The sequence below is a fragment of the Halodesulfovibrio sp. genome (genome assembly GCF_025210605.1).
Classification (GTDB): domain Bacteria; phylum Desulfobacterota; class Desulfovibrionia; order Desulfovibrionales; family Desulfovibrionaceae; genus Halodesulfovibrio.
This window is the reverse complement of sequence record NZ_JAOARI010000018.1, coordinates 232,295-253,464: the sequence shown is the minus strand read 5'-3', so window position 1 is coordinate 253,464 and position 21,170 is coordinate 232,295. Positions and strand designations below refer to the sequence as shown.

Sequence of the window (21,170 nt, the reverse complement as noted above, 5' to 3'; positions counted from 1 at the left end):
TTGTCAGTCCCGTACAAATTAAAGCGTTACGCTTTACATCCCCATTGGCAACTGTACGTTACTGTCTGCACACTAGTGGATGGGTGGAAGAAGAAAAGCTTTGCTTTTTAACAAAAATGTAATAGCTACTGCACATAGCAGGTGTTGCATTGTCAGTTAGGAGGAAATATGCACGAAAATAAAGCATATAAGGAAATTGCTCCCCGCTTGCTTGGGCTTCGCGAAGCCGTTGACATGACGGTAGAAGAGCTTGCCGAAAAAGTTGGAGTAAAACCTGCAACTGTTGCGTTGTATGAAGAAGGCGAAACCGAAATCCCTGTTAGCTACCTTAAAGATGTTGCTACAGTTTGCGGTGTTGATCTTTCATCCCTTATTACAGGGCAGGAAGGACATCTTCATGATTACACGCTCGTGCGTAAAGGTGAAGGTTTGAGTGTTGAGCGTCGTGTTGATTACGATTATTTCAACCTTGCATCACGCTTTACCAATAAAAAAATGGAGCCGTTTCTTGTAACAGTTCCTGCAAAAGATTTAAACGAGCTTACTTGGAACGAGCATAGCGGACAGGAATTTATTTACCTGCTCGAGGGCAAGTTAGAAGTATGGCTTGACCAGAAACGCCATAAGCTAGAAGCAGGCGATTCAATTTATTTTGATTCCCGCATTCCGCACGCATTGCGTGGTCTGGATGGGGAAGCAGCAACCTTTCTTGACGTGATTAGCTAGTCCCTTTCCGGTGCAGTTATTAACTGCTGCAACCCCGCAGGTGCGAAAGCACGCCGGAAGGGGACATGACACAGGGGATGTTGTCAAAAGCTAGTATGTAATACCACGTCGGGTGGTGAAAGGTTCCCAAGAGGGACGAGGATAGAATGATGAAGAAGTTTTCCAGTACCAGCTACGAAGAGTTTGTGCACGAGTTTACCTTAAATGTTCCTGAGAATTTCAACTTTGCATTTGATGTGCTGGATGCCATTGCGGATGAAGAGCCGCAACGTTTGGCAATGGTGCATGTTGATGATGCAGGTGTCCGTAATGACTATTCCTTTGCATGGTTTCAGGAGCAGTCTGCAAAACTTGCTGGTGCATTAGAAACACAGGGACTCAAAAAGGGCGACAGAGTTATGCTTATTCTGTACCGCCGCGTTGAGTTCTGGGTATCCATGCTTGCTTGCCACAGGCTGGGGCTTGTACCGGTTCCGTCTCCCTCACAGTTGACTGTTAAAGATATTGATTTCCGTGTTCGCCGCGCTCACATTCGCGGTATGATTGTTGAAGATTCCGTTGCTGACCGTGTTGAGGCTGCTCGCGCTAACTGTCCATCATTGACTTGTCTGGTTCAGGCTGGCGGGGATTCTGTTGCTGACGGATGGCATGCGTATGATGAACTTGTGGCATCCGGCGCTTCTGCGTTTCCACGTCCTCAGGAGCCGGAACGTAATTCCGGTGGTGATGATCCTCTACTCATTTTCTTCTCGTCCGGTACTACCGGTATGCCGAAAATGGTAGAGCATATTCACACGTATCCGCTTGGTCATTATGTGACAGGTGCTTACTGGCACGATTTAGAACCGGGTGACCTTCATCTAACCTTGGCTGATACAGGTTGGGGCAAAGCTGTTTGGGGTAAATTCTACGGACAATGGATGGCTGGTGCCGCCGTGTTTGTGTGGGATTTCCGCGGTAAATTTGAGCCTGCAGAATTACTTGAACAGATTGCTGAGCACAAAGTCACAACATTCTGTGCGCCTCCGACCGTGTATCGATTCCTGATTCGTCAGGATTTGTCGAAGTACGATCTTTCCGCACTTCGCCATTGCACAACCGCTGGCGAATTGTTGAATGATAGTGTGTTCCACGAATGGGAAAAAATGACAGGGCTGCCGATTTATGAAGGGTATGGGCAAACAGAGACTACTCTGCAAATCCTTACTCTCCCTTGCATGGAAGCAAAGCCGGGTTCAATTGGACGACCTGCTCCAGGTTGGGATGTTGTACTAATGGATACCGAAGGCAACATCTGTGATCCGGGTCAGGAAGGCGAAATCTGCGTAAAAACTTCTGAAGGTGCTCCTGTCGGATTGTTTGCCGGATACCTTGAAGACCCTGAAAAAACAGCGTCTGTAATGTTTGATGGCTACTACCATACTGGCGATAAAGCGTGGATGGACGAGGACGGGTATTTCTGGTTCCTCGGTCGTGTGGATGATCTTATCAAATCCTCAGGATATCGTATTGGACCTTTCGAGGTCGAATCTGCGCTTGTTGCACATCCAGCAGTAGTAGAAGCCGCAGTTACCGGTGTACCGGACGACTTGCGTGGACAGTTGGTTAAAGCAACCGTTGTGCTTGCTCAAGGGTATTCACCTTCTGACGAGCTTACAAAAGAGTTGCAGAATTATGTGAAAAAATTGACAGCACCATATAAGTATCCGCGAATTATTAGCTACGTTACCGAGCTTCCGAAAACTATTTCTGGTAAGATTCGACGTGTTGAAATTCGCGAGCAAGATGCTGCGAAATAAACACAGCTAGATAGAAGAATGTAAAAATGCTCCCTGAAAAACAGGGAGCATTTTTTATGCTTTGATGGAAAAGCTCGGCTATGCAGACACTTCTTTCATGCTGAGTGAAATACGCTTACGCGGCACATCAACTTCTATCACTTTAACCATGACTTTTTGCTGCACGCGAACAACTTCTGACGGGTCGCTAACGTAGCGATCTGCCAGTTGTGAAATGTGGACAAGCCCATCCTGATGCACTCCGACATCAACAAACGCACCGAATTTAGTAACGTTTGTAACAATTCCCGGAAGTGTCATGCCTTCGTGCAGATCAGATATTGAATGCACATCCGCAAAAGTAAATTCAGTAAACTTTTCACGCGGGTCACGACCCGGGCGTGCAAGTTCATCTATTATATCAGTAAGAGTAGGTAGCCCTGTTTTTTCTGATATGTACTTTGCAAGATCAATCTTGCTTTTAAGGTCAGCATTACCGATAAGTTCCGGCAAGGTTGAAGCAATATCTTTCGCCATTTGTTCAACGACTTTGTACGATTCTGGATGCACAGCAGAACTGTCAAGGGGGTTCTTTGCATCATGGATGCGTAGAAAACCGGCGCATTGCTGATACGCTTTAGGACCCAGTCGGGCGACTTTAAGAAGTTCTTTTCGTGATTTGAACGCGCCGTTTTCAGTACGGTAAGAAACAATATTTTGTGCCAAAACCGCGCCCAGTCCAGAAACATGCTTAAGCAATTCCTTGCTTGCTGTGTTTAATTCTACTCCAACGCTGTTTACACAGGAAGCCACAACGTCATCCAATGCTTTTTTAAGTTCTGTCTGGTTAACATCATGCTGGTATTGTCCGACACCTATGGATTTAGGGTCTATCTTAACCAGCTCGGCGAGCGGGTCCATAAGCCTGCGTCCGATGGAAACCGCACCTCTGACAGTAATATCTTGATCTGGAAATTCTTCACGCGCAACAGCAGAAGCAGAGTATATTGATGCCCCAGATTCATTCACCATATTTATAGATACATTTGGGATAGCAAGGTTGCGGACAAATGCTTCCGTTTCACGCGATGCTGTTCCGTTACCAATCGCAAAGGTTTCGATGTTGAATTTTTTGACAAGAGCCTGAACTCGTTCTGCGGCTTGTGCTTCTTTTCTTGCTCCGGATGTAGGGTAGATTGTTTCATTGTGGAGCAGATCACCATATTCTGACAGGCACACAAGTTTTGCACCGGTTCTGAATCCTGGATCAAGAGCGAGTACTCGTTTTTGTCCAAGTGGAGCAGCAAGAAGAAGTTCCCGAAGGTTGGATGCAAAAACAGATATGGCTTCCACATCAGCGCGCTGTTTTAATTCGTTTCGGATATCATTTTCAAGAGAAGGGGCAAGTAGGCGCTTGTAGGCATCTTCGCATGCCAACCTTACTTGCTTGCTGCAAGCGTTACCTGAAGTAACAAAGTGGTTTGTAAGGGCGTTTAACGCCAAGTTCTCGTCTGGTCGTATGGAAAGACTCAGCAAGCCTTCCTGCTCGCCTCGGAACATGGCAAGTAACCTGTGCCCGGGTGCTTTTGCTACGGGTTCCTGCCAATTAATATAATCTTTGTAAGTGGCTGCATCTTCGTCTTTTTTGCCACGCGCAAGTTTGGATATGCAAACTCCTTTTACGGCGAAAATTTTGCGGAAAACTGTTCGTGTCGGAGTGTCTTCACTGATGCGCTCTGCAATGATATCACGCGCACCTTTCAGTGCTGCATCCATATCTGGTACATCTTTTTCTTCTGATACGTAGGCAGCTGCCAGCGATTCTAACTTGCAGGCATCTTGCTCGAAAATGAGGTTTGCGAGTGGCTCCAACCCTCGTTCTCTGGCTGTTTGTGCTTTTGTTCTGCGCTTTGGCTTGTATGGTAAGTAGATATCTTCAAGCTCTGATAATGTGCCAACTTTTTGTAATGATTGAGAAAGCTCTGGTGTAAGTTGTTCTCGTTCCTTTAATGCGGACAGTATAGCATCTCTTCGTTTGTTAAGCGCTGTGAAAGCTTCGTATTTATCACGAATGTCGGTAATAGCGACTTCGTCCAGTGAGCCTGTAGCCTCTTTTCTATATCGGGCAATAAAGGGCACAGTGGCACCTTCTGCTAATAATTCCAGAACAGAAGCAACATTTTTTTCTGCCAAGGAAAGTTCCTGTGCGATAATTTTTTGTGCGTTTGTCATTATAAATAATGCTCTTTATCTTGTGTATGTTACGTTAGTGACTACTTACATAGTATTCAAAACCGCATTGCTCATGTGCAAAGGAGAACGTTATGACCTTTACGTGTAAAGACCTGCCGCTGGTATTGCGTGAAACAGAATTACTGACCCTTGATGATGGCACGCAGGTGCGTTTTGAGTCAAATGGTGGTGCGTGCGACGTGTTTGTTAATGACGAATGGACGTCGCGGGCATCTCTTTTTCAAGGGATGGCTCATGACCTTGAAGCAACCGATCAACATGTAAAACTTATTTCAGAACCAGATGGTCTGCGAGTAGAACTGAAGTAAGGCGAGAAGACAAGACCGAATTAATGCTACGCACTTAAATTGCGAGTGCTATCAAAAAAGACCAAACCCTGAGCTGAGTTTGGTCTTTTGTTATGATCGAAGCAGTTGTGTTTAGTATGTTTCTATGCGGACTGTTGGGATGGCTGCTGCATTTGCTCTTGGCTTCGCGCTCCCAAAGCCGTGCGGAGATAATCACCAAGGAAGTTGCCCACTTCATCAGTGGTTCCTGCTTTTACTCCAAGCTCAGCTAAGTCTTTTGCAATTTGTTGCTCCATTCGCTCAGATTCCATAAACATAAGGTACACAAGCGAGATAGTTGCGTTGCTTTCGTCTGTGTTATCACACATGTCGGCGAGTTGGTCTGTTTTGACTGTCTGAAGCATACGGTCAGCAAACATTTCTGCCCATTTTTTATAAATTTCTACTGGCAGTGTTGGAATATGCTGAGCAATCTCAGCGGAAGCATCTTTTTCGATATTAGGAAGGGTTACGTCCATAAACTCTCTAAGCGCTTCAGCACGGGTGCTTAAAGAAGTATCAATGCGGCGCATAACTGTTGCAATCAAATGGTCACGTATTGCAAGAATATCCATCTTAATCCCTTTGTTACTGGCGAAAAGATAAAAAAGGCATTTCCAAAAAATGCAGATGCAGAGTACAGAAATGTGACTATTGGTGCAATAGGTAGATCAGAAAAAGTAGCAAGCCGTGAAGTGCACGGAAGGTTGCGCGTAGCTACTTAAGATCCCTTATGTCTCTGGTAAAGTTATCGTTAGAACAAGCAAGCCCCTGTTCGGACAATCCGAACAGGGGCTTTGGGCTTTTCCAAAGAGAGGAGTATGCTTACAAAGCAGCTTCTGCTGCTTTGATTACAGCTTCGTAATTTGGTTCGTTGGTAACTTCTGGCACAATTTCAGTGTAGGTTACCTTGTGATTACGGTCGATCACAAAAACAGCACGGGCGAGAAGGCGAAGTTCTTTAATAGCAACACCGTATGCGTGTCCAAGTGAAAGGTCTTTATGGTCGGAAAGTACTTCTACGGAATTAATACCCGCAGCACCGCACCAGCGTGCCTGTGCAAAAGGAAGGTCAGTTGAGACGGTAAGTACTTCAATATCTTCATGCAGGTCTGCTGCTTCCTGATTGAAACGACGTGCTTCAACGTCGCATACCGGGGTATCAATAGAAGGAACAGTAACCAGAAGGACAACTTTGCCTTTGTAGTCGGCAAGAGTTTTGGTTTGTAAATCATTTGTAAGTACGGAGAAGTCAGGTGCAGCATCACCAGGTTCTACAGAGGTGCCTTCGAGTGTAAGACCGTTGCCGTGAAAAGTTACGAGACCGGAACGTTCAATCATGAGATTCTCCTGACAATATAGTTCATAGTAACGCCCAGTTGGGCTGTGTTTTTGTTTGTTGAAAATCCTTCTACACAAAAAAGTGTTTAATGGGAATAGTTATTGTTAATAAAAAAATTATTTTATACACTCCCAAAAAGTGAAAGAATCATCTCACGTTATACCGAAAAGCTCTCAGAGTTCATTTATTTTGTTAGCAGGCAGGGTTAATGATTTTGTAACTATCTGTGTTTAAAGAAAAGCGGCGCAGAGGAAAAAGACGAGTAATAGTTGTACGGGGCTGAGGAGTTGCTACAATTACGTGGATTAGTCGATTGAACAGCAGGAGGCTTCATGACCAAAATAGAAAAACCGGATGTTCTTGTTATTGGATCTGGACCAGCGGGTGGGGCGGTTGCACGCACCTGTGCCGCAGAAGGAAAACAGGTGGTCGTGGCAGATTACCAGCCTTTTGGTGGAACATGCCCGCTGCGTGGGTGTGAGCCGAAGAAGTTTCTGTTCGATGTGACTAATGTTGCGCTACGGCGTATGCACATGAAGGAAAGAGGGTTGCGCGGATGTCTTTCCATTGACTGGAAAAAGATGATGACCGGAATGGCAGCCATGCGTGATCCTATTCCGAAACTTGTTGAAGAATTTTATGAGAGTCATGGCATTACAGGTGTACATGGCAAGGCTCAGTTTTTAACGCCGGATACTGTGGTCATCAATCGGATTCAGTATCAGCCGAAAAAAATAGTAATTGCAGCCGGAGCTAAGTCCCGCCCTGTTCATTTTCAAGGGCATGAACTGCTTACAACAACCGACGAATTTTTTGAGATGCAGGAACTTCCATCGCGTATTGTGTTTATCGGTGGTGGGTTTATTGCTTTTGAGCTTTCGCATGTGGCTGCTATTGCTGGTGCGCAAGTTGATGTTGTGCTTCGCAGTGAGCGCTTTTTGCGTCGTTTTGATGCATCATTAGTTGATTGCATGATTGAGGCAAGCCGCGATATGGGCGTACGCTTTCATACAATGCTTCCTCCAAACACACTTACACGCGAAGGGGACGACTTAGTTTTGTGCGCTGGTGAGGATAATATCGAATTTAGAGCAGACTGCGTTGTGCTGGCAGCGGGACGAATAGCTCACGTTGAGGATTTAAATCCAGAAAAAGGCGGGCTTGAGTTAAATCAAAAAGGCGGCATCAAGGTCAACGAGTACATGCAAAGTACCTCCAACCCACGGGTTTATGCTGCCGGTGATGTTGTGGGAAATAGCATGGAGCTGACTCCTGTTGCTTCTATGGAAGGCATGGTCGTTTCACATAATATATTGCATGGCAATGAAGAAAGTCCTGACTACTCCGTGGTGCCATTCACGCTGTTTACGCATCCTCCATTAAGCACTGTTGGAATGCGTGAAGAAGAAGCACAGGCGCAGAATATTCCATATAAAGTTTTCGAAGGAAGCTCTTCGGGCTGGTCAGAATATAGGAGGATTGGCGAGCTGTATCCTTCGTACAAAGTTCTTGTTTCTAAGAAGGATGATACCATTTTAGGAGCAACGGTGAATGGACATAATTCGGAAGAGATAATTAATATTTTTGCATTTGCTATGCGCACGAATACAACTGTTGCAGAACTGACAAAGTGGTTGTGGGCGTATCCGTCGTTCGGGTACACCATCAGATATATGTTCAAATAAAAAAAAGCCGGTTTAACCGGCTTTTTTTATTTATAGAATCTGTTGAAGGAATTGCTTGAGGCGCGGATGTTTAGGGTTAGTGAAAAACTCTTCAGGCGTGCCTGTTTCGATAATTTCACCGTGATCCATAAACACCAGCCTGTCTGCAACTTCACGCGCAAAGCCCATTTCGTGCGTCACACAAACCATCGTCATGCCTTCTTTTGCAAGGCTCGTCATAACGTCGAGAACCTCGCCGATCATTTCTGGGTCGAGTGCAGATGTCGGCTCGTCAAAAAGCATGATCTTCGGGTTCATGGCAAGCGCCCGTGCAATGGCAACACGTTGCTGCTGTCCGCCGGATAATTTAGCCGGATACACATGCGCTTTGTCCGAGATACCAACTTTTTTCAGCAGCTCCAATGCAATGGATTCAGCTTCTTCTTTTGGCATTTTCTTTAAGCGCATGGGAGCCATAATCAGGTTTCCCAGCACGGTTTTGTGTGGAAACAGGTTAAAGCTCTGGAACACCATGCCCAGTTCCTGACGCACGTTGTTAATATTGCATTCCGGTGCAGTAATGTCCTGACCGTCGACGACAATATGACCTTTGTCTATTTTTTCAAGACGGTTGATGGAGCGTAATAGTGTTGACTTACCAGAACCAGATGGCCCGAGGATAACGACTTTTTCACCTGAAGTAATGTTCAGGCTTACATCATTAAGCGCTGTGAGCTGTCCAAAAAACTTGTAGACGTTTTCTACTTGGATGATTGGATTAGTCGTCATAGTAATTCAGTTTGTTTTCCATGATGCTTACTCCTTTTGAAAGGAGCAGGGTAATCACAAGGTAGATAAGAGCTACCATAAGATAGCATTCAAAATAGTTAAACGTAACAGACGCGTACTCTCTGCCTCGGCGCAGTAATTCTGAAACTGCAAGAATGGAAACAAGAGAGGAATCTTTAAGCAGCGCGATAAATTCGTTACCCACAGGTGGAAGAATAGTTCTCCAAGCCTGCGGGAGAATGACCATAAACATGGTCTCAGTTTTGTTGAAACCGAGTGAACGCGCAGCTTCTGTTTGTCCGGAGTCAACTGCATCAATACCTGCTCTAAAAACTTCACCCATGTAAGCGCCGTAACAGACGGACATGGCGATGATTGCAGCAGTTAAATCCGGCAGCTGTATGAACTCGCCGATAGCATAATAGATGAAAAACAGTTGAACCAGAAGCGGAATACCGCGAATAATTTCTACGTACGTTGAAGCAATTAAGTTGATAATTTTATTTTCAGATAATCGCCCCATACCGGTTGCAAGACCGATAGGTATGGTCAGTATAATTGCGCTGACTGTTACCTGAAATGTAACCAGAATTCCGTCCGGTAAGAATTTGAGAATGTCCAGATACGGATCAGGATTTTTAACGCATAAGTAAACGATGGAGCTTATCGCAAAAATGAGCGAAATGCTCCACGCAGTTACAATGCTTTTGTCTTTACCGGAAGGAATGAGCATCCCGTCTGTAACGGCAATGCGTACTTCTTTTTTTTCTACACTCATAATGTTTATCGCTGTTGGTTACAGTAAAAAGAAAGGACTGGTGCTCTGTAAGTACCAGTCCCTTATTGTAAGTACAGAGGCTGATTATTGACCGATCCACTTTTTGCGGAGTTCGTCTTCAATACCTTTTGCTTTTACTGCTGCGATGCCCTTGTTGAGCTTGTCGAGAAGTTCTTTATTACCTTTGCGTACTACAAAGCCGTAGTACTCAGGCTTATCGGATTTAACGATAAATGCGAGTTTGAATTTACCGGCATATTTAGGATTACGGAGAACGTAGTCTGCTGCAATTGCATCGTCGCAGATAACACCGTCAATACGACCAGTGTAGAGAGCTTCGATAGCGAAACCAATTTCGTCGTATTCTTTTGTTTTAACGCCGCCAGCACGTTTAGCCATGAAAACGCCTGTGGTGCCAATCTGTCCACCAAGAGTTTTGCCTTTCAGATCTGCGAGTGAAGAACCGGAAGCGTCTGCTGGGAGAATTACAGCCTGAGTTACTTCAAAGTACGGGTCGGAGAAATCAAATTTCTTTTGACGCTCAGGAGTAATGGATACAGATGATGCAATCATGTCGTATTTTCTGCCAACTAAGCCTGCAAAAATGCCGTCCCAAGCAACGCTTTTATGCTCAACTTTGAGACCAGTTTCTTTTGCAATGGCATCACAATAATCAACAGAATAACCCACAATGTTTTTGTTCTGATCGACAAATTCCATTGGCGGCCAAGTTGCGTCATGCGCGATAACAATTGTTTTTTCTGCGAATGCGAAGGAAGCGGTTACGGCAACAACTACCAGCGCAAGAACTATTTTTTTCAGCATTGGGTTCTCCTGCTTTGCAAAAATGTGATTTGATAAACGTCCCGCTTATAATCTGGCGTTGTGAGCAGTAAATGTCAACAGATAATCGCTTGAATTACGTGAAAAAGTACAAAAAAGTAATTTTATGTAGTTCTTTTGAGTACTACGTCATTATAAATGTCACGATAAATGGAACAAGGACTGTTAGAACCATGCCGCTAAATACAGCGACAATGCCATATCGTTCACTTGTAAATTTAACGATTATTGGAAGAGTTGTATCCATGGCTGTTGCGCCGCCTGATGCTACGGGTGCAAGTTTTCCAAAAAAACGAACAAGAATTGGTGTGCACAGCAGAGTGATTATCTCGCGAATGATGTTTGCAAGCAGGGCAACAGAACCTAGAACCGGATCGCCGAGGTTTGTTATTATAACTGTAGATAGTGAATAGTATCCGAATCCAGCGCCTACTGCGAGTACATCCCGCATTGGCATATCTGTTATAATACTCCATGCAACGAGAGAACCTGCGGCTGTTCCAACAACAATAGCGATTGGAACAAGCAGTACTTTTATGTGCATTTGTCTGAGAATTTGCCAGCAGTGAGAGTCGAACCCGATGGACATACCTACAAGAAAGAGCAGTGCATACAGAGTGTAGGTGGAAAGTGCATCATTAAGGAGCCATGCCGGAACAGAGTCCATGTGTCCAATAAAGCATCCGGCAATGAAAAAGGACAGAATAATAAGGCTACCTTTCATCGAACTTTCCTTTAAGTACGAGTTTATCAAGAAGCAGAACGGCACAGGCGCTGCCTAGAACGCAACAAACGCTAATGCAGGCTGCCTGAACTCCGATTGTACCTAGCTCATTTACAATGGTTTTATTGGAACCAGTGGTGACACCGAGCATGAAGAGTAACGCGTAAATAGACCACATAGTGAGGCGGTTAACAGTATCAACAACGGATTTGTTATTACGTAAAAGGAAGCCGAGGGGGATTCCCACAAGGATACATAGAACAGTGATAAGCACAGTGCCTCCAGAGATGGAATGGTAGTATATTGCCAATAACCGAAAAAATGCGGGTAGCCTTCTGTATAGGTATTGTCAATTGTCAAAAAAGGGAATTTTTTACGTCCGAATACCTTGTGCAGGGGTTGAATGCAATGAAATCAGTAACGTGACGTTCATCACAGAATAATACTGTTAACCCGCTAGAGTGGAAGCATACACTGAATTAAAGGAGCTTTTCCTATGCGTAAAAATAGTATTACTGAAAGCCGTAGTTTTAATCCGAGCCGTATGCATGTTCAGCTTGTACACGAATCAGAACATGTTAAAGTTATGAATTTTAATTTGAAAGCAGGGCAGGAGATGCCAGTGCACTCGCATAATCTTGAAGGTGAACTCGTTATGGTTGTGCTGAATGGCAATGGCGAACTTTTGGGTGAGCATGGTCCCCTAGATGCCATTAAAACGGGTGATGTTTTGATTTGTGAAATCAAAGAGCCGCATGGCGTACGCGCTTCTACAGATATGAGCCTTGTGGTAACAATTGCACCTCCAATTTAGTCATACTGCTAATATACTGTCAGAATACGGAGCTTTTCGGGTACACTCCATAGTGGAAAGGAGGCTCCTATGCATAAAAGTAGTATTTTGCAAAATGCGGTGTTTAATCCAGCAAAAATTCAAGAGCGACTGGTACATGAATCGAACGGAGTAAAGATTAAGAGCCTGCATTTGAAGGCAGGTCAGGAACTTCCTGTTCAATCTTATGAAACTCTCGGCGAATCAATGGTGGTTATTCTAAGTGGCGAAGGACTATTACTTGGCAAGCATGGCGTGTTAGATTCTTTAGTTCGTGGGGATGTGGTTATTACAGATCTTCGCGTACCGCATGGTTTGCGGGCAAAAAAAGACATGAGCGTGCTTGTGAGCTATACGCCTATGAAGGAAGAAGAGGAAGAAGAGTAGGGTAGCCTGATAGTACATGGCAGCAGAATGTGTATGTAATATCTGCACAAGACATAACTTCTTACGTTTTATGTTTACTTCCTACCCGTAGCAGTGTGCTTATTGTACCTCATAGAATAAAAAAAGGTTCTGCTTGAGTATATCAAGCAGAACCTTTTTTGCTGTAAAATAGATTAGTTGTCTATTTGCGCTTGTCGGAGCTGTGAATATGCATTGCGCAAGCCAATGTATGGCTCGACAGCTGTGCCTACGACGTTTTCATACACGCCGATTCGTTTGTCCAGAACGTTAAACTGGGCAGTGGCAAACAGAACATAGTTCCAGTACAGAGGGTTAAGAGATGGTGGAAGGAAAGATTCACCAATAATCCCTGCTGTATCTCGGAAGTTGGAAGCACCGAAAAACGGAAGGACAAGATACGGTCCTGCTGGAACGCCCCATGTCGCTAATGTTTGTCCAAAGTCTTCCTTATCACCTGTGTAAGGAATAACTGGCTTTAAGTCCTTGGCAATATCAATAATGCCACCGAACCCGAAGGCTGTGTTAACGACAAAGCGTGAGAGTTCAATGCCTGCAAGAGCAAACTTGGCTTGCAACAGCGCGTTTACAAACCTGCGCGGCATGCCGAACCAGTTTACAATCACATTGTTAATAGCAATACGAACTGGTTCTGGAACAACAACACGGTATGCAGCGTGTGCCGGTTTACCTACATCAATATAAATCCAGTCATTTATGGTGAACCATACCCTGTTCCAGCCCTCAAAAGGGTCGTAGACAGAGGCTGCTGAATTCTCTTCTTCGTATTCTTCGTCACTGAAATAATCAGTATCTTCTTCGAAAAATTCAGGTTCATCACTGAATGTCTCATCATTTTCTGCAACAAAGGTGGACGTGGAATAAAGTAGTGTTTCACCAGGAGCCGTAATAGATGTGTCGTCAGAAAGCGCTAACGGTATTTTTCCATCTGCAAAAGCTGGCTGTATGTTGAGAATGAGAAGAGCAAGAGTAAGCCAAATCCAATGTCGCATTAGTACCTCAATTACTGTTTGTCGGCGGCAGCCTGCTTTTGGCGGACACGCACGGCTTTTTCCTGAAGTTTTCGAATGAGGTCGTCAGGAGAGCCTTTGCGCAGCAGCTCTTTGAACTGTGTTCTGTAGTTCTTAACCATGCTCACGCCTTCTACCAAGACGTCGTAAACCATCCATTTTTTACTCTCAACAAGCATGCGGTAGCTGATAGGAATTTCTTTTTCCTCAATGTTAACAACTGTACGAACCTCTACTTTGGAACCTTTTTTGTTTGTGCGAGCACCAACAATAGTGAGAGTTTGTCCGTCATATTCGCTGATATGCTTGAAGTAGGTTGCTTTGAGAAGTTTCACAAACGCATCTTTAAAGGCAGTTTTTTGAGACGGAGAGAAACTTTTCCATTTTTTTCCGACAGTACGCATGGAGAATTGTTCCATGCTGAAAATATCTAGAATTTTTTTCTCAAGTTCCGAAACAACTGCGCTATCTTCTGATAAATTCTTCAGATTCGAGTTGTTGAGCGTATGTGAAATTCCATCAACTGCATGCTGCAATGCATCGGATGCATTTTTTTTGGCATCTGCTAACGCTACATTTGCAATAAGCATGGTTATGAATAAAGAGCAAATGACATATGTCAAAAGTTTTTTAGAGGTTTTATACATAAAACCTTCCCCCCATATAGGATAAGTAAGGGTTTTTGGATTTTTAACAGCGTAAAATAAAAGAAATTACATCGTAGTATAGCAAGTCCGGCGTGAAAGTACATACGAGATTTCTCTTATTCTAAACTCCTCCAAAAACGTATTTACTAATGAGTTCTTCGATATCTACAGCAGACTCAGTGTCGCTGATTTCGCTTCCATCTTCTAATAAGTCAGTGGAGCCACCGGGCGTAAGCTTTATATACTTATCGCCAATGAGACCGCTTGTTTTGATAGAGGCAATAATATCGTCGCCAAGTTCAACATCGTTTTGGATAGCAAGCGCTACCTCAGCAAGGTAGTTTTCCTGATCCAATGAAACAGAAGCAACTTTTCCCACAGGAACACCGGCTATTTCCACCCCAGCGCCAGCACGTAATCCTGCTGCGGATTCAAATTTTGCATACACAATATATGTATCGGAAGACCCAAGCTGCATTTTGCCAAGCTTGATTGTGAGGTACCCGACACAAAGCAGACAAATTAACACAAAAATGCCCACGGCGGTTTCTTTAGAGTACGTTTTCATGGAGACTGCTCTTATACTTTATTTTTTGAAAATTCTACTACTTTTCAAGCCAGTTAGACAGCTCTTTCTGAATGTCTGCCCCTAGGCTGACAGAAGGCTGTGTGATGCTGTTGGGCTTTCTCCCAAGTAGCTGTTTCAAATACGGATCTTCGCTGCTCTGCAATCCTTCAAGATTGCCGCAGTAGGCAGCTTGCCCCTTATTAATAACAAGAACGTTGTCAGCAATTTTATGTAGGCTTTCTAAATCATGGCTAACTACAACAATGGACATGGATGGAAAATGTTCCTTCATACTCAGAAGCAATTGATCCATTTCCGCAGCATTAATAGGATCAAGCCCTGATGTAGGCTCGTCGCATAATAGGATTTGAGGGTCCATTACGATTGCCCGTGCCAATCCTGCCCTTTTCCGCATACCACCAGAAAGCTCGTTAGGGTAGTAATCAATATAGTCAGCGAGTCCTACCAGACCGAGTTTGTGCAGCACTATTTTCCGAATGGTGTCCTGCGGTAATTTAGTGTGTTCAGATAGCGGCAGCCCTACATTTTGACCCAATGTCAGAGACCCCAGTAACGCGCCATCTTGAAAGAGAACTCCCATACGACGACGAATTTTTCTGAACTGTGATTTTTCCAGCGCAAAAAAGTCGTGTCCGCCAATTCGAACACTCCCTTCCATCGGGCGGTTCAGCCCAAGAATATGGCGCAGCAGTGTGGATTTACCACAACCGGAGCCGCCAAGAATAATGGATATTTTTCCGGCTGGAAGCGAACCATTAATGCCTTTGAGGATTTTGGTATTATTATATCCTCCCCAAAGGTCGTGTAATTCAATATCCCAAGTCGTTGTTGACATAGTAATATCCATCCTGAGTTATAATAAGAAGGAAGTGATAACGTAATCGCTTACCAAAATTAAAACGCAGGAAAGTACAACAGCAGCGGTAGTAGAGTTGGAGACGCTCTCCGGTCCTACACTGTCTGTTCGTTTGTGAGTGTTGTATCCTTGATAACAGCTGATAGTGGCAACGATAATACCAAAGACTAAGGCTTTCAAAAATCCTTCACTCACGTCAGACATGGTTACGCTGGTGTGAATTCGGTGAAAGTATACACCAGAGTTGATGCCAAGCATTGTGACGCCGGTCAAGTAGCCGCCTAAAATCCCGATAACGTCAAATAGCGCCGTCAGTAACGGGAAACATAATACACTTGCAGCGATGCGAGGAGAAACCAGATACGCCATCGGGTTTATGTCCATAACATCAAGTGCATCTATCTGATCTGAGATTCGCATAACACCGATTTCTGCTGCCATGGATGATCCGGCACGTCCGGTAATCATTATTGCAGTCAGAACCGGTCCCAGTTCACGAATTAATGTGAGCGATACAGCCGCTCCCAGTAATCCTTCTGAGCCAAATTTAACAAGTGTATAGTATCCTTGGAGTCCTAACACCATGCCGGTAAAAATACCGATAAGGGAAATGACGAATAAGGATTTAGATCCGATAAAATACATCTGACGAATAATTTTCGGCAGCTGTTTCGGGGAAGAGAAGATAAGACGGGTACCTTCTAAGAAAAAAAGAAAAATTTCTCCCAGACTAGATATAAAATCAGTTGCGGAACGCCCAAGCGCGGCGACTGGATTGGTCTGGAAGCCAGTTTTCTGATGCATGAATGCAGGCTCCTTTTGATCTCGAGTTCAATCGGACGATGATAGATAAGTTGCTATTAGTCCGTCAAGTGAAGCCTGCACCCCATGCATTGTGTTGTATTAACGCTGCTTTTTCTTCTTCAATAACGGATTACTGTATCCAGCACCCGCTAGGCGGCTTTTGAATTGGGTGAGTTGATTTGGCGAACCAACAAAGTGCACGTTCACACGGTACCATGTTGCATTTTTAACAACAGCCGTAGCCATTGAGGTGGTAAAGCCTTTTCCTTCCATAGAACTGCGAAGCTTGGTTGCAGCTTCTTTGTTTGTGGAAGCAGCAACTTGGTAGATGTACTCAAAAGCAGGGCTGTCCTTTTTGAGAGCAGCTTGTTGTTTTTGAGCTTTTGGCTTGCGTGCAGCAGCTACAGACTGTTTTGGTTGTACCTTTGGAGCAGGTTTAGCTTGTTTTGCAACAACATGTGCTTTTTTGACTTTTGGTGCTGTAGCCGGGCTGTTGGAAGCTTCCTTGGCTTTCAGCTGTTCAAAAAAGTTTAACTGTTCCGGTTTGAGAACGACCTCTTCCGGCTTTTTAGTTACAGGCTGTGCCTCAGCAACTTCAATTGGACGGGAAGCAGGTGTGTTGTTGGGCTGTACTGAAGAGTTGCTACCTATGTTTTCTTCAACAGGGGTAGGAGTAATTTCTACAACCTGCTGCTGAGACGGCATAATGTGCTTTAACTCAGGCAGTGCTTCTTCCGGCTGGTATCCACGACCTACAAGTAAGCCGAAAATAAAGACCCAGATAAAGCCGACAAGAATAATAACAGCCAAGCCAATCAGTTCAGGAAGACGCAGGGAAAAATTAAAAATATTTTTCCCTGTGTCTTTATCTTTTGATGTAGTCGGTGCAAAGCCCATTCAGGCAAACATCCTCGTGTTAAATTACATAGATTCAGGTGCTTCAACACCCACAAGGTTAAGACCGTTACGGATAACCTTAGAAACGCTCTGGAGCAGGCAAAGGCGTGCTGCAATGACGTTTTCATCCTTAGCATTAAGGATAGGGTTGTTTGCGTAGAAGCTGTGCAATGCACTGGCAAGTTCCTGCACGTAGAAACTAATCTGGTGCGGAGCAAGTTGACGTGCTGCTGAATCAACAACATCCTCAAATTGATCGAGAAGTTTAATCAAGTCAAGTTCACTGTCTTCTTTTATTGCAGAAAGAATCTCAGGAGTTGTTTTTTCAGGTACAGAAATACCGCGTTCTGCTGCTTTTCGCAGTACAGAACAAATACGGGCATTTGCGTACTGCACGTAGTATACAGGGTTGTCCATGGATTTCTGTTTCACCAGCTCAAGATCAAAGTCAAGATGACTGTCACTTTTGCGGGAAAGGAACATGAAACGTGCAGCATCGCAGCCAACGTCTTTAACAACTTCTTCGAGAGTGTCGAACTGTCCTGCACGGGTGGACATAGCAATCTGCTCACCATTACGGAGCAGGTTTACAAGCTGGATGAGAATAACATCGAAGCTTTCTTTTGGCTTGCCCAATGCTTCGATAGCTGCACGCATACGCGGAATGTAACCGTGGTGGTCAGCACCCCATATGTCTACGTTCAAATCGAAACCACGGTCATATTTGTTGTCGTGGTAAGCAATATCGGAAGCAAAATAGGTCAGTGAACCGTCGGACTTGCGAAGAACGCGGTCTTTGTCGTCACCAAATTCTGTAGTGCGGAACCAGAGAGCGCCGTCTTTTTCAAAAGCAAGGTTTGCTTCTTTAAGACGGTTGAATGTTTTTTCAACAGCACCGGCAGTTACAAGGGAGCGTTCAGAGAACCAGTTCTGGTGCTCAACACGGAACTCTTGAAGGTCTGTTTTAATGCCGTTAAGAATCTGGTTAAGTGCGTATTCGCGGCAAATTTCGAGAGCATCGTCTTTTTCAAGCAAGTCAGGATGCTGATCGAGAACTTCCTGTGCGATGTCTTTAATGTATTCACCACGGTAAAAATCTTCAGGATCAGGAAGGTCTTCACCTTTGATCTGGCGAGCGCGGAAGAGAACAGACTGACCGAGAATAAGCATCTGACGACCTGCGTCGTTGACGTAGTATTCTGTGTATACGTCGTATCCTGCAAAGCGGAGAAGGCGCGCAAGGCTGTCACCAACTGCTGCACCACGACCGTGACCGATATGCAACGGACCGGTAGGGTTGGCAGAAACGTATTCAACCTGAACTTTTTTACCTTCACCCTGATTGATGGAACCGAAGTCTTCGCCGCGTTCTTCGATAATGGCGATGGTGCTTCTCCAGAAATCAACGGAGAATGTAATGTTCAGGAAGCCGGGGCCTGCAATTTCTACATTGTCGATCATTGGATCTTCAATGAGTTTTTCAGCGATGAGTGCTGCAAGTTCACGCGGGTTGCGTTTTGCAGGTTTAGCCAGAACCATGGCAATGTTTGCCGCCATGTCACCGAACTTTTTCTCTTTCGGAGGTTCAATGGTTGTTCTGGCAGGCCATTCAAGATCAAGGTCAGCCACAATTGCTTTAAGGGCTGTAGATAAATGATTCTTAGCGCGCATGTCTTTCCATTCACGTATAAAGTTGAGTATATCAAGTAAGCTGAAGTGTGCACTTCAACTGGTCTAGCGATACTGTTCAGCGACTTTCCAAATGAGAAAGGCGCTTGTTAAATTTTACAATATCCCGCAACGCGGAAAAGTTACCTTAGTGGCTGTAGTGTAACAGCTTGAAACTACAGTGTAAGAGAACTGTCGTTCAGAAGGGAACTTATTTTTTTAGCAAACTTTTTAACGCCTGAAAAGACGTGCTTTATGAAGAAATCCGGCAGCACAGTATTTTCTGCACTGCCGGATGTATGTTATTTTGCAGTCTTAAACGCTTCAACAGCTTCAAGGTTGCCCAGATTCAGGCTTTCCCATTCGGAGGAGTCTGCAACTGGTTTTAAAATTTGTCCGAGCATTTTGGAGAGAACGCCTTTCGGACCTACTTCTACAAATTGACGAACACCAGCGTTGTACTGGTTGGTGATAGTGTCGATCCAGAAAACGGATGATGTCATCTGTTTCGGCATGATTTCTTTAAGGTCTGCTGCTGTGCCAGCAGGTTCGCCTGTCACGTTGCAGTAAATAGGGTACTTAGGGTTGTTCCAGGAAAGTTTGGCAAAGTAGCCGGAAAGCTCTTTAGCTGCGTCAGCCATAAGAGGACTGTGGAATGCGCCGGAAACTTTTAATGGAATTGCGCGACCTTTTTGTTCTTTGATTTTAACACCAGCTTCAGCGATAGCTGTCTTAGTGCCGGAAAGAACAAACTGGCCCGGTGTGTTGTAGTTGGCGATGCGAATCATTTCCCCTGTAGACTCAGCAACATCAGCAACAACAGCTTTCACTGCATCAAGTTTCATTTTCATGGCCGCAGCCATAGCACCGTTACCGTTCGGGTCTGCGTCAGCCATAAGGCGACCACGCAAGGAAACTGCTTCAAGAACAGCTTCAACAGAAAGCGCCTCTGATGCTGCAAGTGCACTGAATTCACCCAAGGAGTGACCAGCCATGCAGGAAGGGCGCAAGGAGCCTGAAGCTTCAATCCACAAGCCAAGGTTTACAAGTGTAAGTGCTGGCTGCAAGTTGCGGGTATCTGCCATGGCAGCTTCGTCGCCATCCCAGTAAATTCCGCGAAGATCGATGCCACTAATTTTTTCAGCTTTTTTCCATAGTGCCATGATGTCTGCGTTTGCTTCTGCAACATCACGTCCCATGTTCGGCTCCTGAGAGCCTTGTCCCGGAAAGAGAACCGCTATATCGGTGTTTATTGTCATGATATGCTCACATTGTAATATGATTCAATTTTACTACGTCGCTTGGTAGAGCCTAATAGGCTATCTCTGTTTCACTTGCAAGAGGGGGCGAGGTGCAGTACCACCTAACCCGATTAAGACTTAGCAAAAGGTAACGGCATGCATAGAATATGGCAGCCGATGCTTCTATATACATAAGGATAGACTCAGTGAAAAAGAACGACTCTCCAACAGTTACTGACGTGGCTGCGCTGTTAAAGCGAGAAGGCTTTACTCCTTCAGAATCAGAGCTTGAAGCGCTAACAGGATATCTGACCCTCGTTTTAAAATGGAACAAGGTAATGAACCTTGTTGGTCCATATTCATGGAAGGACATCCTGACTATTCTTATTATCGATAGCTTGCATCTTAACCAGTTTTTGCGCTCTTTGCCACTTCCGGATGCTCCGATTACATGGGATTTCGGCGCAGGTGCAGGGCTTCCCGGTATACCTCTTCGTGCTCTTTGGCAGGAAGGAGAATACCATCTTGTAGACGTGCGTGAAAAACGAGCAATGTTTATGGAGCAGACCGTTAAGCGTTTACGTATTCCGAATACCACGGTCTACAAAGGGCGTGTAGAAGAATTTATGGCAAGGCATGACCCTGCTGATCTTATGCTGAGCCGTGCGTTTATGCCGTGGAAAAAGCTTCTTGATCTTGTTGGTCCGAATATTAAATCGCAGGGTAGAATTGTTGTTCTTGCCCTTGAGCCTGTGCCGCAAGATCTTACAGAAGGATGGAGCGTAGAAAAAGAAATTTCGTATAGCGTCGGTAAGGATACCAGATACTTCTGGTCGCTGATAAAAGCGTAGTCTTACAGATGTATTCGAGGTGTGTATCGTACCGACGATACTATCGAGCTAGTTGAGATGAAAAAAAGGCTGTCCTGTGAATGCGGGACAGCCTTTTTTCTTGATGAACGCTTGCAGCAAAAAGCT

Annotated in this window: 23 protein-coding genes; 7 read left to right on the top strand and 16 right to left on the bottom strand. The window is 44.7% G+C overall.

The window, feature by feature from the left end:
• The first annotated feature begins 168 nt into the window (after positions 1-168).
• Together N4A56_RS07880 and N4A56_RS07875 are read left to right on the top strand one after the other, a co-directional pair.
• Positions 169-726, top strand: coding sequence for a cupin domain-containing protein (locus N4A56_RS07880; RefSeq protein WP_293671587.1), 558 nt, complete (start codon positions 169-171; stop codon positions 724-726).
• Positions 727-875: 149 nt separating this feature from the next.
• A complete protein-coding gene (locus tag N4A56_RS07875; RefSeq protein WP_295546369.1) occupies positions 876-2,525 on the top strand; it encodes an AMP-binding protein in 1,650 nt (549 codons plus the stop codon).
• 78 nt (positions 2,526-2,603) lie between these two features.
• Here the strand turns inward: N4A56_RS07875 and N4A56_RS07870 are convergent, their stop codons facing one another.
• Positions 2,604-4,736: a Tex family protein gene (locus tag N4A56_RS07870; protein WP_295546331.1), complete on the bottom strand. Its 2,133-nt coding sequence runs from the start codon at positions 4,734-4,736 to the stop codon at positions 2,604-2,606.
• Between the two features lie 92 nt (positions 4,737-4,828).
• On the opposite strand from N4A56_RS07870, the gene N4A56_RS07865 reads away from it, so the two are divergent.
• Positions 4,829-5,065, top strand: coding sequence for a hypothetical protein (locus tag N4A56_RS07865; protein WP_293671585.1), 237 nt, complete (start codon positions 4,829-4,831; stop codon positions 5,063-5,065).
• Positions 5,066-5,187: 122 nt separating this feature from the next.
• Here N4A56_RS07865 and N4A56_RS07860 read toward each other — a convergent pair whose 3' ends face one another.
• Both N4A56_RS07860 and tpx read right to left on the bottom strand, forming a co-directional pair.
• Positions 5,188-5,658, bottom strand: coding sequence for a hypothetical protein (locus tag N4A56_RS07860; protein WP_293671583.1), 471 nt, complete (start codon positions 5,656-5,658; stop codon positions 5,188-5,190).
• A 250-nt stretch (positions 5,659-5,908) separates the two neighbouring features.
• Complete coding sequence (gene tpx, locus N4A56_RS07855) at positions 5,909-6,424, bottom strand: thiol peroxidase (RefSeq protein WP_293671581.1); 516 nt, start codon at positions 6,422-6,424, stop codon at positions 5,909-5,911.
• A 333-nt stretch (positions 6,425-6,757) separates the two neighbouring features.
• On the opposite strand from tpx, the gene N4A56_RS07850 reads away from it, so the two are divergent.
• Complete coding sequence (locus tag N4A56_RS07850; RefSeq protein WP_295546326.1) at positions 6,758-8,110, top strand: NAD(P)/FAD-dependent oxidoreductase; 1,353 nt, start codon at positions 6,758-6,760, stop codon at positions 8,108-8,110.
• Between the two features lie 30 nt (positions 8,111-8,140).
• Here N4A56_RS07850 and N4A56_RS07845 read toward each other — a convergent pair whose 3' ends face one another.
• From N4A56_RS07845 to N4A56_RS07825, 5 genes are all read right to left on the bottom strand, one after another.
• Entirely contained in the window at positions 8,141-8,878 is a 738-nt protein-coding gene (locus N4A56_RS07845; protein WP_293671577.1) for an amino acid ABC transporter ATP-binding protein, read from the bottom strand.
• Positions 8,868-9,656: an amino acid ABC transporter permease gene (locus N4A56_RS07840; protein ID WP_295546324.1), complete on the bottom strand. Its 789-nt coding sequence runs from the start codon at positions 9,654-9,656 to the stop codon at positions 8,868-8,870. Before N4A56_RS07840 ends, N4A56_RS07845 begins: the two co-directional genes overlap by 11 nt.
• 84 nt (positions 9,657-9,740) lie before the next feature.
• Positions 9,741-10,481 (bottom strand): basic amino acid ABC transporter substrate-binding protein, encoded by a 741-nt coding sequence (locus N4A56_RS07835; RefSeq protein ID WP_295546320.1) that lies wholly within the window; start codon positions 10,479-10,481, stop codon positions 9,741-9,743.
• A gap of 142 nt (positions 10,482-10,623) precedes the next feature.
• Entirely contained in the window at positions 10,624-11,223 is a 600-nt protein-coding gene (locus N4A56_RS07830) for a lysine exporter LysO family protein (RefSeq protein ID WP_295546317.1), read from the bottom strand.
• On the bottom strand, positions 11,213-11,497 hold the full coding sequence (locus N4A56_RS07825) for a LysO family transporter (protein WP_293671570.1): 285 nt from the start codon (positions 11,495-11,497) through the stop codon (positions 11,213-11,215). Before N4A56_RS07825 ends, N4A56_RS07830 begins: the two co-directional genes overlap by 11 nt.
• A 222-nt stretch (positions 11,498-11,719) precedes the next feature.
• Between N4A56_RS07825 and N4A56_RS07820 the strand changes: the two genes are divergently transcribed.
• Both N4A56_RS07820 and N4A56_RS07815 read left to right on the top strand, forming a co-directional pair.
• Positions 11,720-12,037, top strand: a complete 318-nt coding sequence (locus tag N4A56_RS07820) for a cupin domain-containing protein (RefSeq protein WP_295546312.1) — start codon at positions 11,720-11,722, stop codon at positions 12,035-12,037.
• A 69-nt stretch (positions 12,038-12,106) separates the two neighbouring features.
• Positions 12,107-12,442 (top strand): cupin, encoded by a 336-nt coding sequence (locus N4A56_RS07815; protein ID WP_293671566.1) that lies wholly within the window; start codon positions 12,107-12,109, stop codon positions 12,440-12,442.
• Positions 12,443-12,615: 173 nt separating this feature from the next.
• Here the strand turns inward: N4A56_RS07815 and N4A56_RS07810 are convergent, their stop codons facing one another.
• The 8 genes from N4A56_RS07810 to N4A56_RS07775 form a co-directional block, all read right to left on the bottom strand.
• Positions 12,616-13,473, bottom strand: coding sequence for a VacJ family lipoprotein (locus N4A56_RS07810; RefSeq protein ID WP_295546309.1), 858 nt, complete (start codon positions 13,471-13,473; stop codon positions 12,616-12,618).
• Between the two features lie 11 nt (positions 13,474-13,484).
• On the bottom strand, positions 13,485-14,138 hold the full coding sequence (locus tag N4A56_RS07805; protein ID WP_295546307.1) for an ABC transporter substrate-binding protein: 654 nt from the start codon (positions 14,136-14,138) through the stop codon (positions 13,485-13,487).
• Positions 14,139-14,259: 121 nt separating this feature from the next.
• Positions 14,260-14,706 (bottom strand): outer membrane lipid asymmetry maintenance protein MlaD, encoded by a 447-nt coding sequence (gene mlaD / locus N4A56_RS07800; RefSeq protein WP_293671560.1) that lies wholly within the window; start codon positions 14,704-14,706, stop codon positions 14,260-14,262.
• A 37-nt stretch (positions 14,707-14,743) separates the two neighbouring features.
• On the bottom strand, positions 14,744-15,562 hold the full coding sequence (locus N4A56_RS07795; protein ID WP_295546305.1) for an ATP-binding cassette domain-containing protein: 819 nt from the start codon (positions 15,560-15,562) through the stop codon (positions 14,744-14,746).
• Positions 15,563-15,580: 18 nt separating this feature from the next.
• Positions 15,581-16,387: an ABC transporter permease gene (locus N4A56_RS07790; protein WP_293671558.1), complete on the bottom strand. Its 807-nt coding sequence runs from the start codon at positions 16,385-16,387 to the stop codon at positions 15,581-15,583.
• 99 nt (positions 16,388-16,486) lie between these two features.
• On the bottom strand, positions 16,487-17,284 hold the full coding sequence (locus N4A56_RS07785) for an SPOR domain-containing protein (RefSeq protein ID WP_295546302.1): 798 nt from the start codon (positions 17,282-17,284) through the stop codon (positions 16,487-16,489).
• Between the two features lie 24 nt (positions 17,285-17,308).
• The gene (gene argS, locus N4A56_RS07780; RefSeq protein WP_295546299.1) at positions 17,309-18,955 is read right to left on the bottom strand and encodes an arginine--tRNA ligase; all 1,647 of its coding nucleotides are present in this window, start codon (positions 18,953-18,955) and stop codon (positions 17,309-17,311) included.
• A 299-nt stretch (positions 18,956-19,254) separates the two neighbouring features.
• A complete protein-coding gene (locus tag N4A56_RS07775) occupies positions 19,255-20,211 on the bottom strand; it encodes an ACP S-malonyltransferase (RefSeq protein WP_295546297.1) in 957 nt (318 codons plus the stop codon).
• A gap of 188 nt (positions 20,212-20,399) precedes the next feature.
• Between N4A56_RS07775 and N4A56_RS07770 the strand changes: the two genes are divergently transcribed.
• Positions 20,400-21,044, top strand: a complete 645-nt coding sequence (locus N4A56_RS07770) for a 16S rRNA (guanine(527)-N(7))-methyltransferase RsmG (RefSeq protein WP_295546295.1) — start codon at positions 20,400-20,402, stop codon at positions 21,042-21,044.
• Positions 21,045-21,170 lie beyond the last annotated feature (126 nt).

Bases quoted from the DNA above. Each gene is read 5' to 3' on its own strand.
- N4A56_RS07775 (WP_295546297.1), bottom strand. From the start codon at position 20,211: ATGACAATAAACACCGATATAGCGGTTCTCTTTCCGGGACAAGGCTCT.
- N4A56_RS07865 (WP_293671585.1), top strand. From the start codon at position 4,829: ATGACCTTTACGTGTAAAGACCTGCCGCTGGTATTGCGTGAAACAGAA.
- N4A56_RS07880 (WP_293671587.1), top strand. From the start codon at position 169: ATGCACGAAAATAAAGCATATAAGGAAATTGCTCCCCGCTTGCTTGGG.
- N4A56_RS07805 (WP_295546307.1), bottom strand. From the start codon at position 14,138: ATGTATAAAACCTCTAAAAAACTTTTGACATATGTCATTTGCTCTTTA.
- N4A56_RS07790 (WP_293671558.1), bottom strand. From the start codon at position 16,387: ATGCATCAGAAAACTGGCTTCCAGACCAATCCAGTCGCCGCGCTTGGG.
- N4A56_RS07840 (WP_295546324.1), bottom strand. From the start codon at position 9,656: ATGAGTGTAGAAAAAAAAGAAGTACGCATTGCCGTTACAGACGGGATG.
- N4A56_RS07870 (WP_295546331.1), bottom strand. From the start codon at position 4,736: ATGACAAACGCACAAAAAATTATCGCACAGGAACTTTCCTTGGCAGAA.
- N4A56_RS07820 (WP_295546312.1), top strand. From the start codon at position 11,720: ATGCGTAAAAATAGTATTACTGAAAGCCGTAGTTTTAATCCGAGCCGT.
- N4A56_RS07875 (WP_295546369.1), top strand. From the start codon at position 876: ATGAAGAAGTTTTCCAGTACCAGCTACGAAGAGTTTGTGCACGAGTTT.
- N4A56_RS07785 (WP_295546302.1), bottom strand. From the start codon at position 17,284: ATGGGCTTTGCACCGACTACATCAAAAGATAAAGACACAGGGAAAAAT.
- tpx (WP_293671581.1), bottom strand. From the start codon at position 6,424: ATGATTGAACGTTCCGGTCTCGTAACTTTTCACGGCAACGGTCTTACA.
- N4A56_RS07845 (WP_293671577.1), bottom strand. From the start codon at position 8,878: ATGACGACTAATCCAATCATCCAAGTAGAAAACGTCTACAAGTTTTTT.
- N4A56_RS07850 (WP_295546326.1), top strand. From the start codon at position 6,758: ATGACCAAAATAGAAAAACCGGATGTTCTTGTTATTGGATCTGGACCA.
- N4A56_RS07860 (WP_293671583.1), bottom strand. From the start codon at position 5,658: ATGGATATTCTTGCAATACGTGACCATTTGATTGCAACAGTTATGCGC.
- mlaD (WP_293671560.1), bottom strand. From the start codon at position 14,706: ATGAAAACGTACTCTAAAGAAACCGCCGTGGGCATTTTTGTGTTAATT.
- N4A56_RS07795 (WP_295546305.1), bottom strand. From the start codon at position 15,562: ATGTCAACAACGACTTGGGATATTGAATTACACGACCTTTGGGGAGGA.
- N4A56_RS07830 (WP_295546317.1), bottom strand. From the start codon at position 11,223: ATGAAAGGTAGCCTTATTATTCTGTCCTTTTTCATTGCCGGATGCTTT.
- argS (WP_295546299.1), bottom strand. From the start codon at position 18,955: ATGCGCGCTAAGAATCATTTATCTACAGCCCTTAAAGCAATTGTGGCT.
- N4A56_RS07815 (WP_293671566.1), top strand. From the start codon at position 12,107: ATGCATAAAAGTAGTATTTTGCAAAATGCGGTGTTTAATCCAGCAAAA.
- N4A56_RS07835 (WP_295546320.1), bottom strand. From the start codon at position 10,481: ATGCTGAAAAAAATAGTTCTTGCGCTGGTAGTTGTTGCCGTAACCGCT.
- N4A56_RS07810 (WP_295546309.1), bottom strand. From the start codon at position 13,473: ATGCGACATTGGATTTGGCTTACTCTTGCTCTTCTCATTCTCAACATA.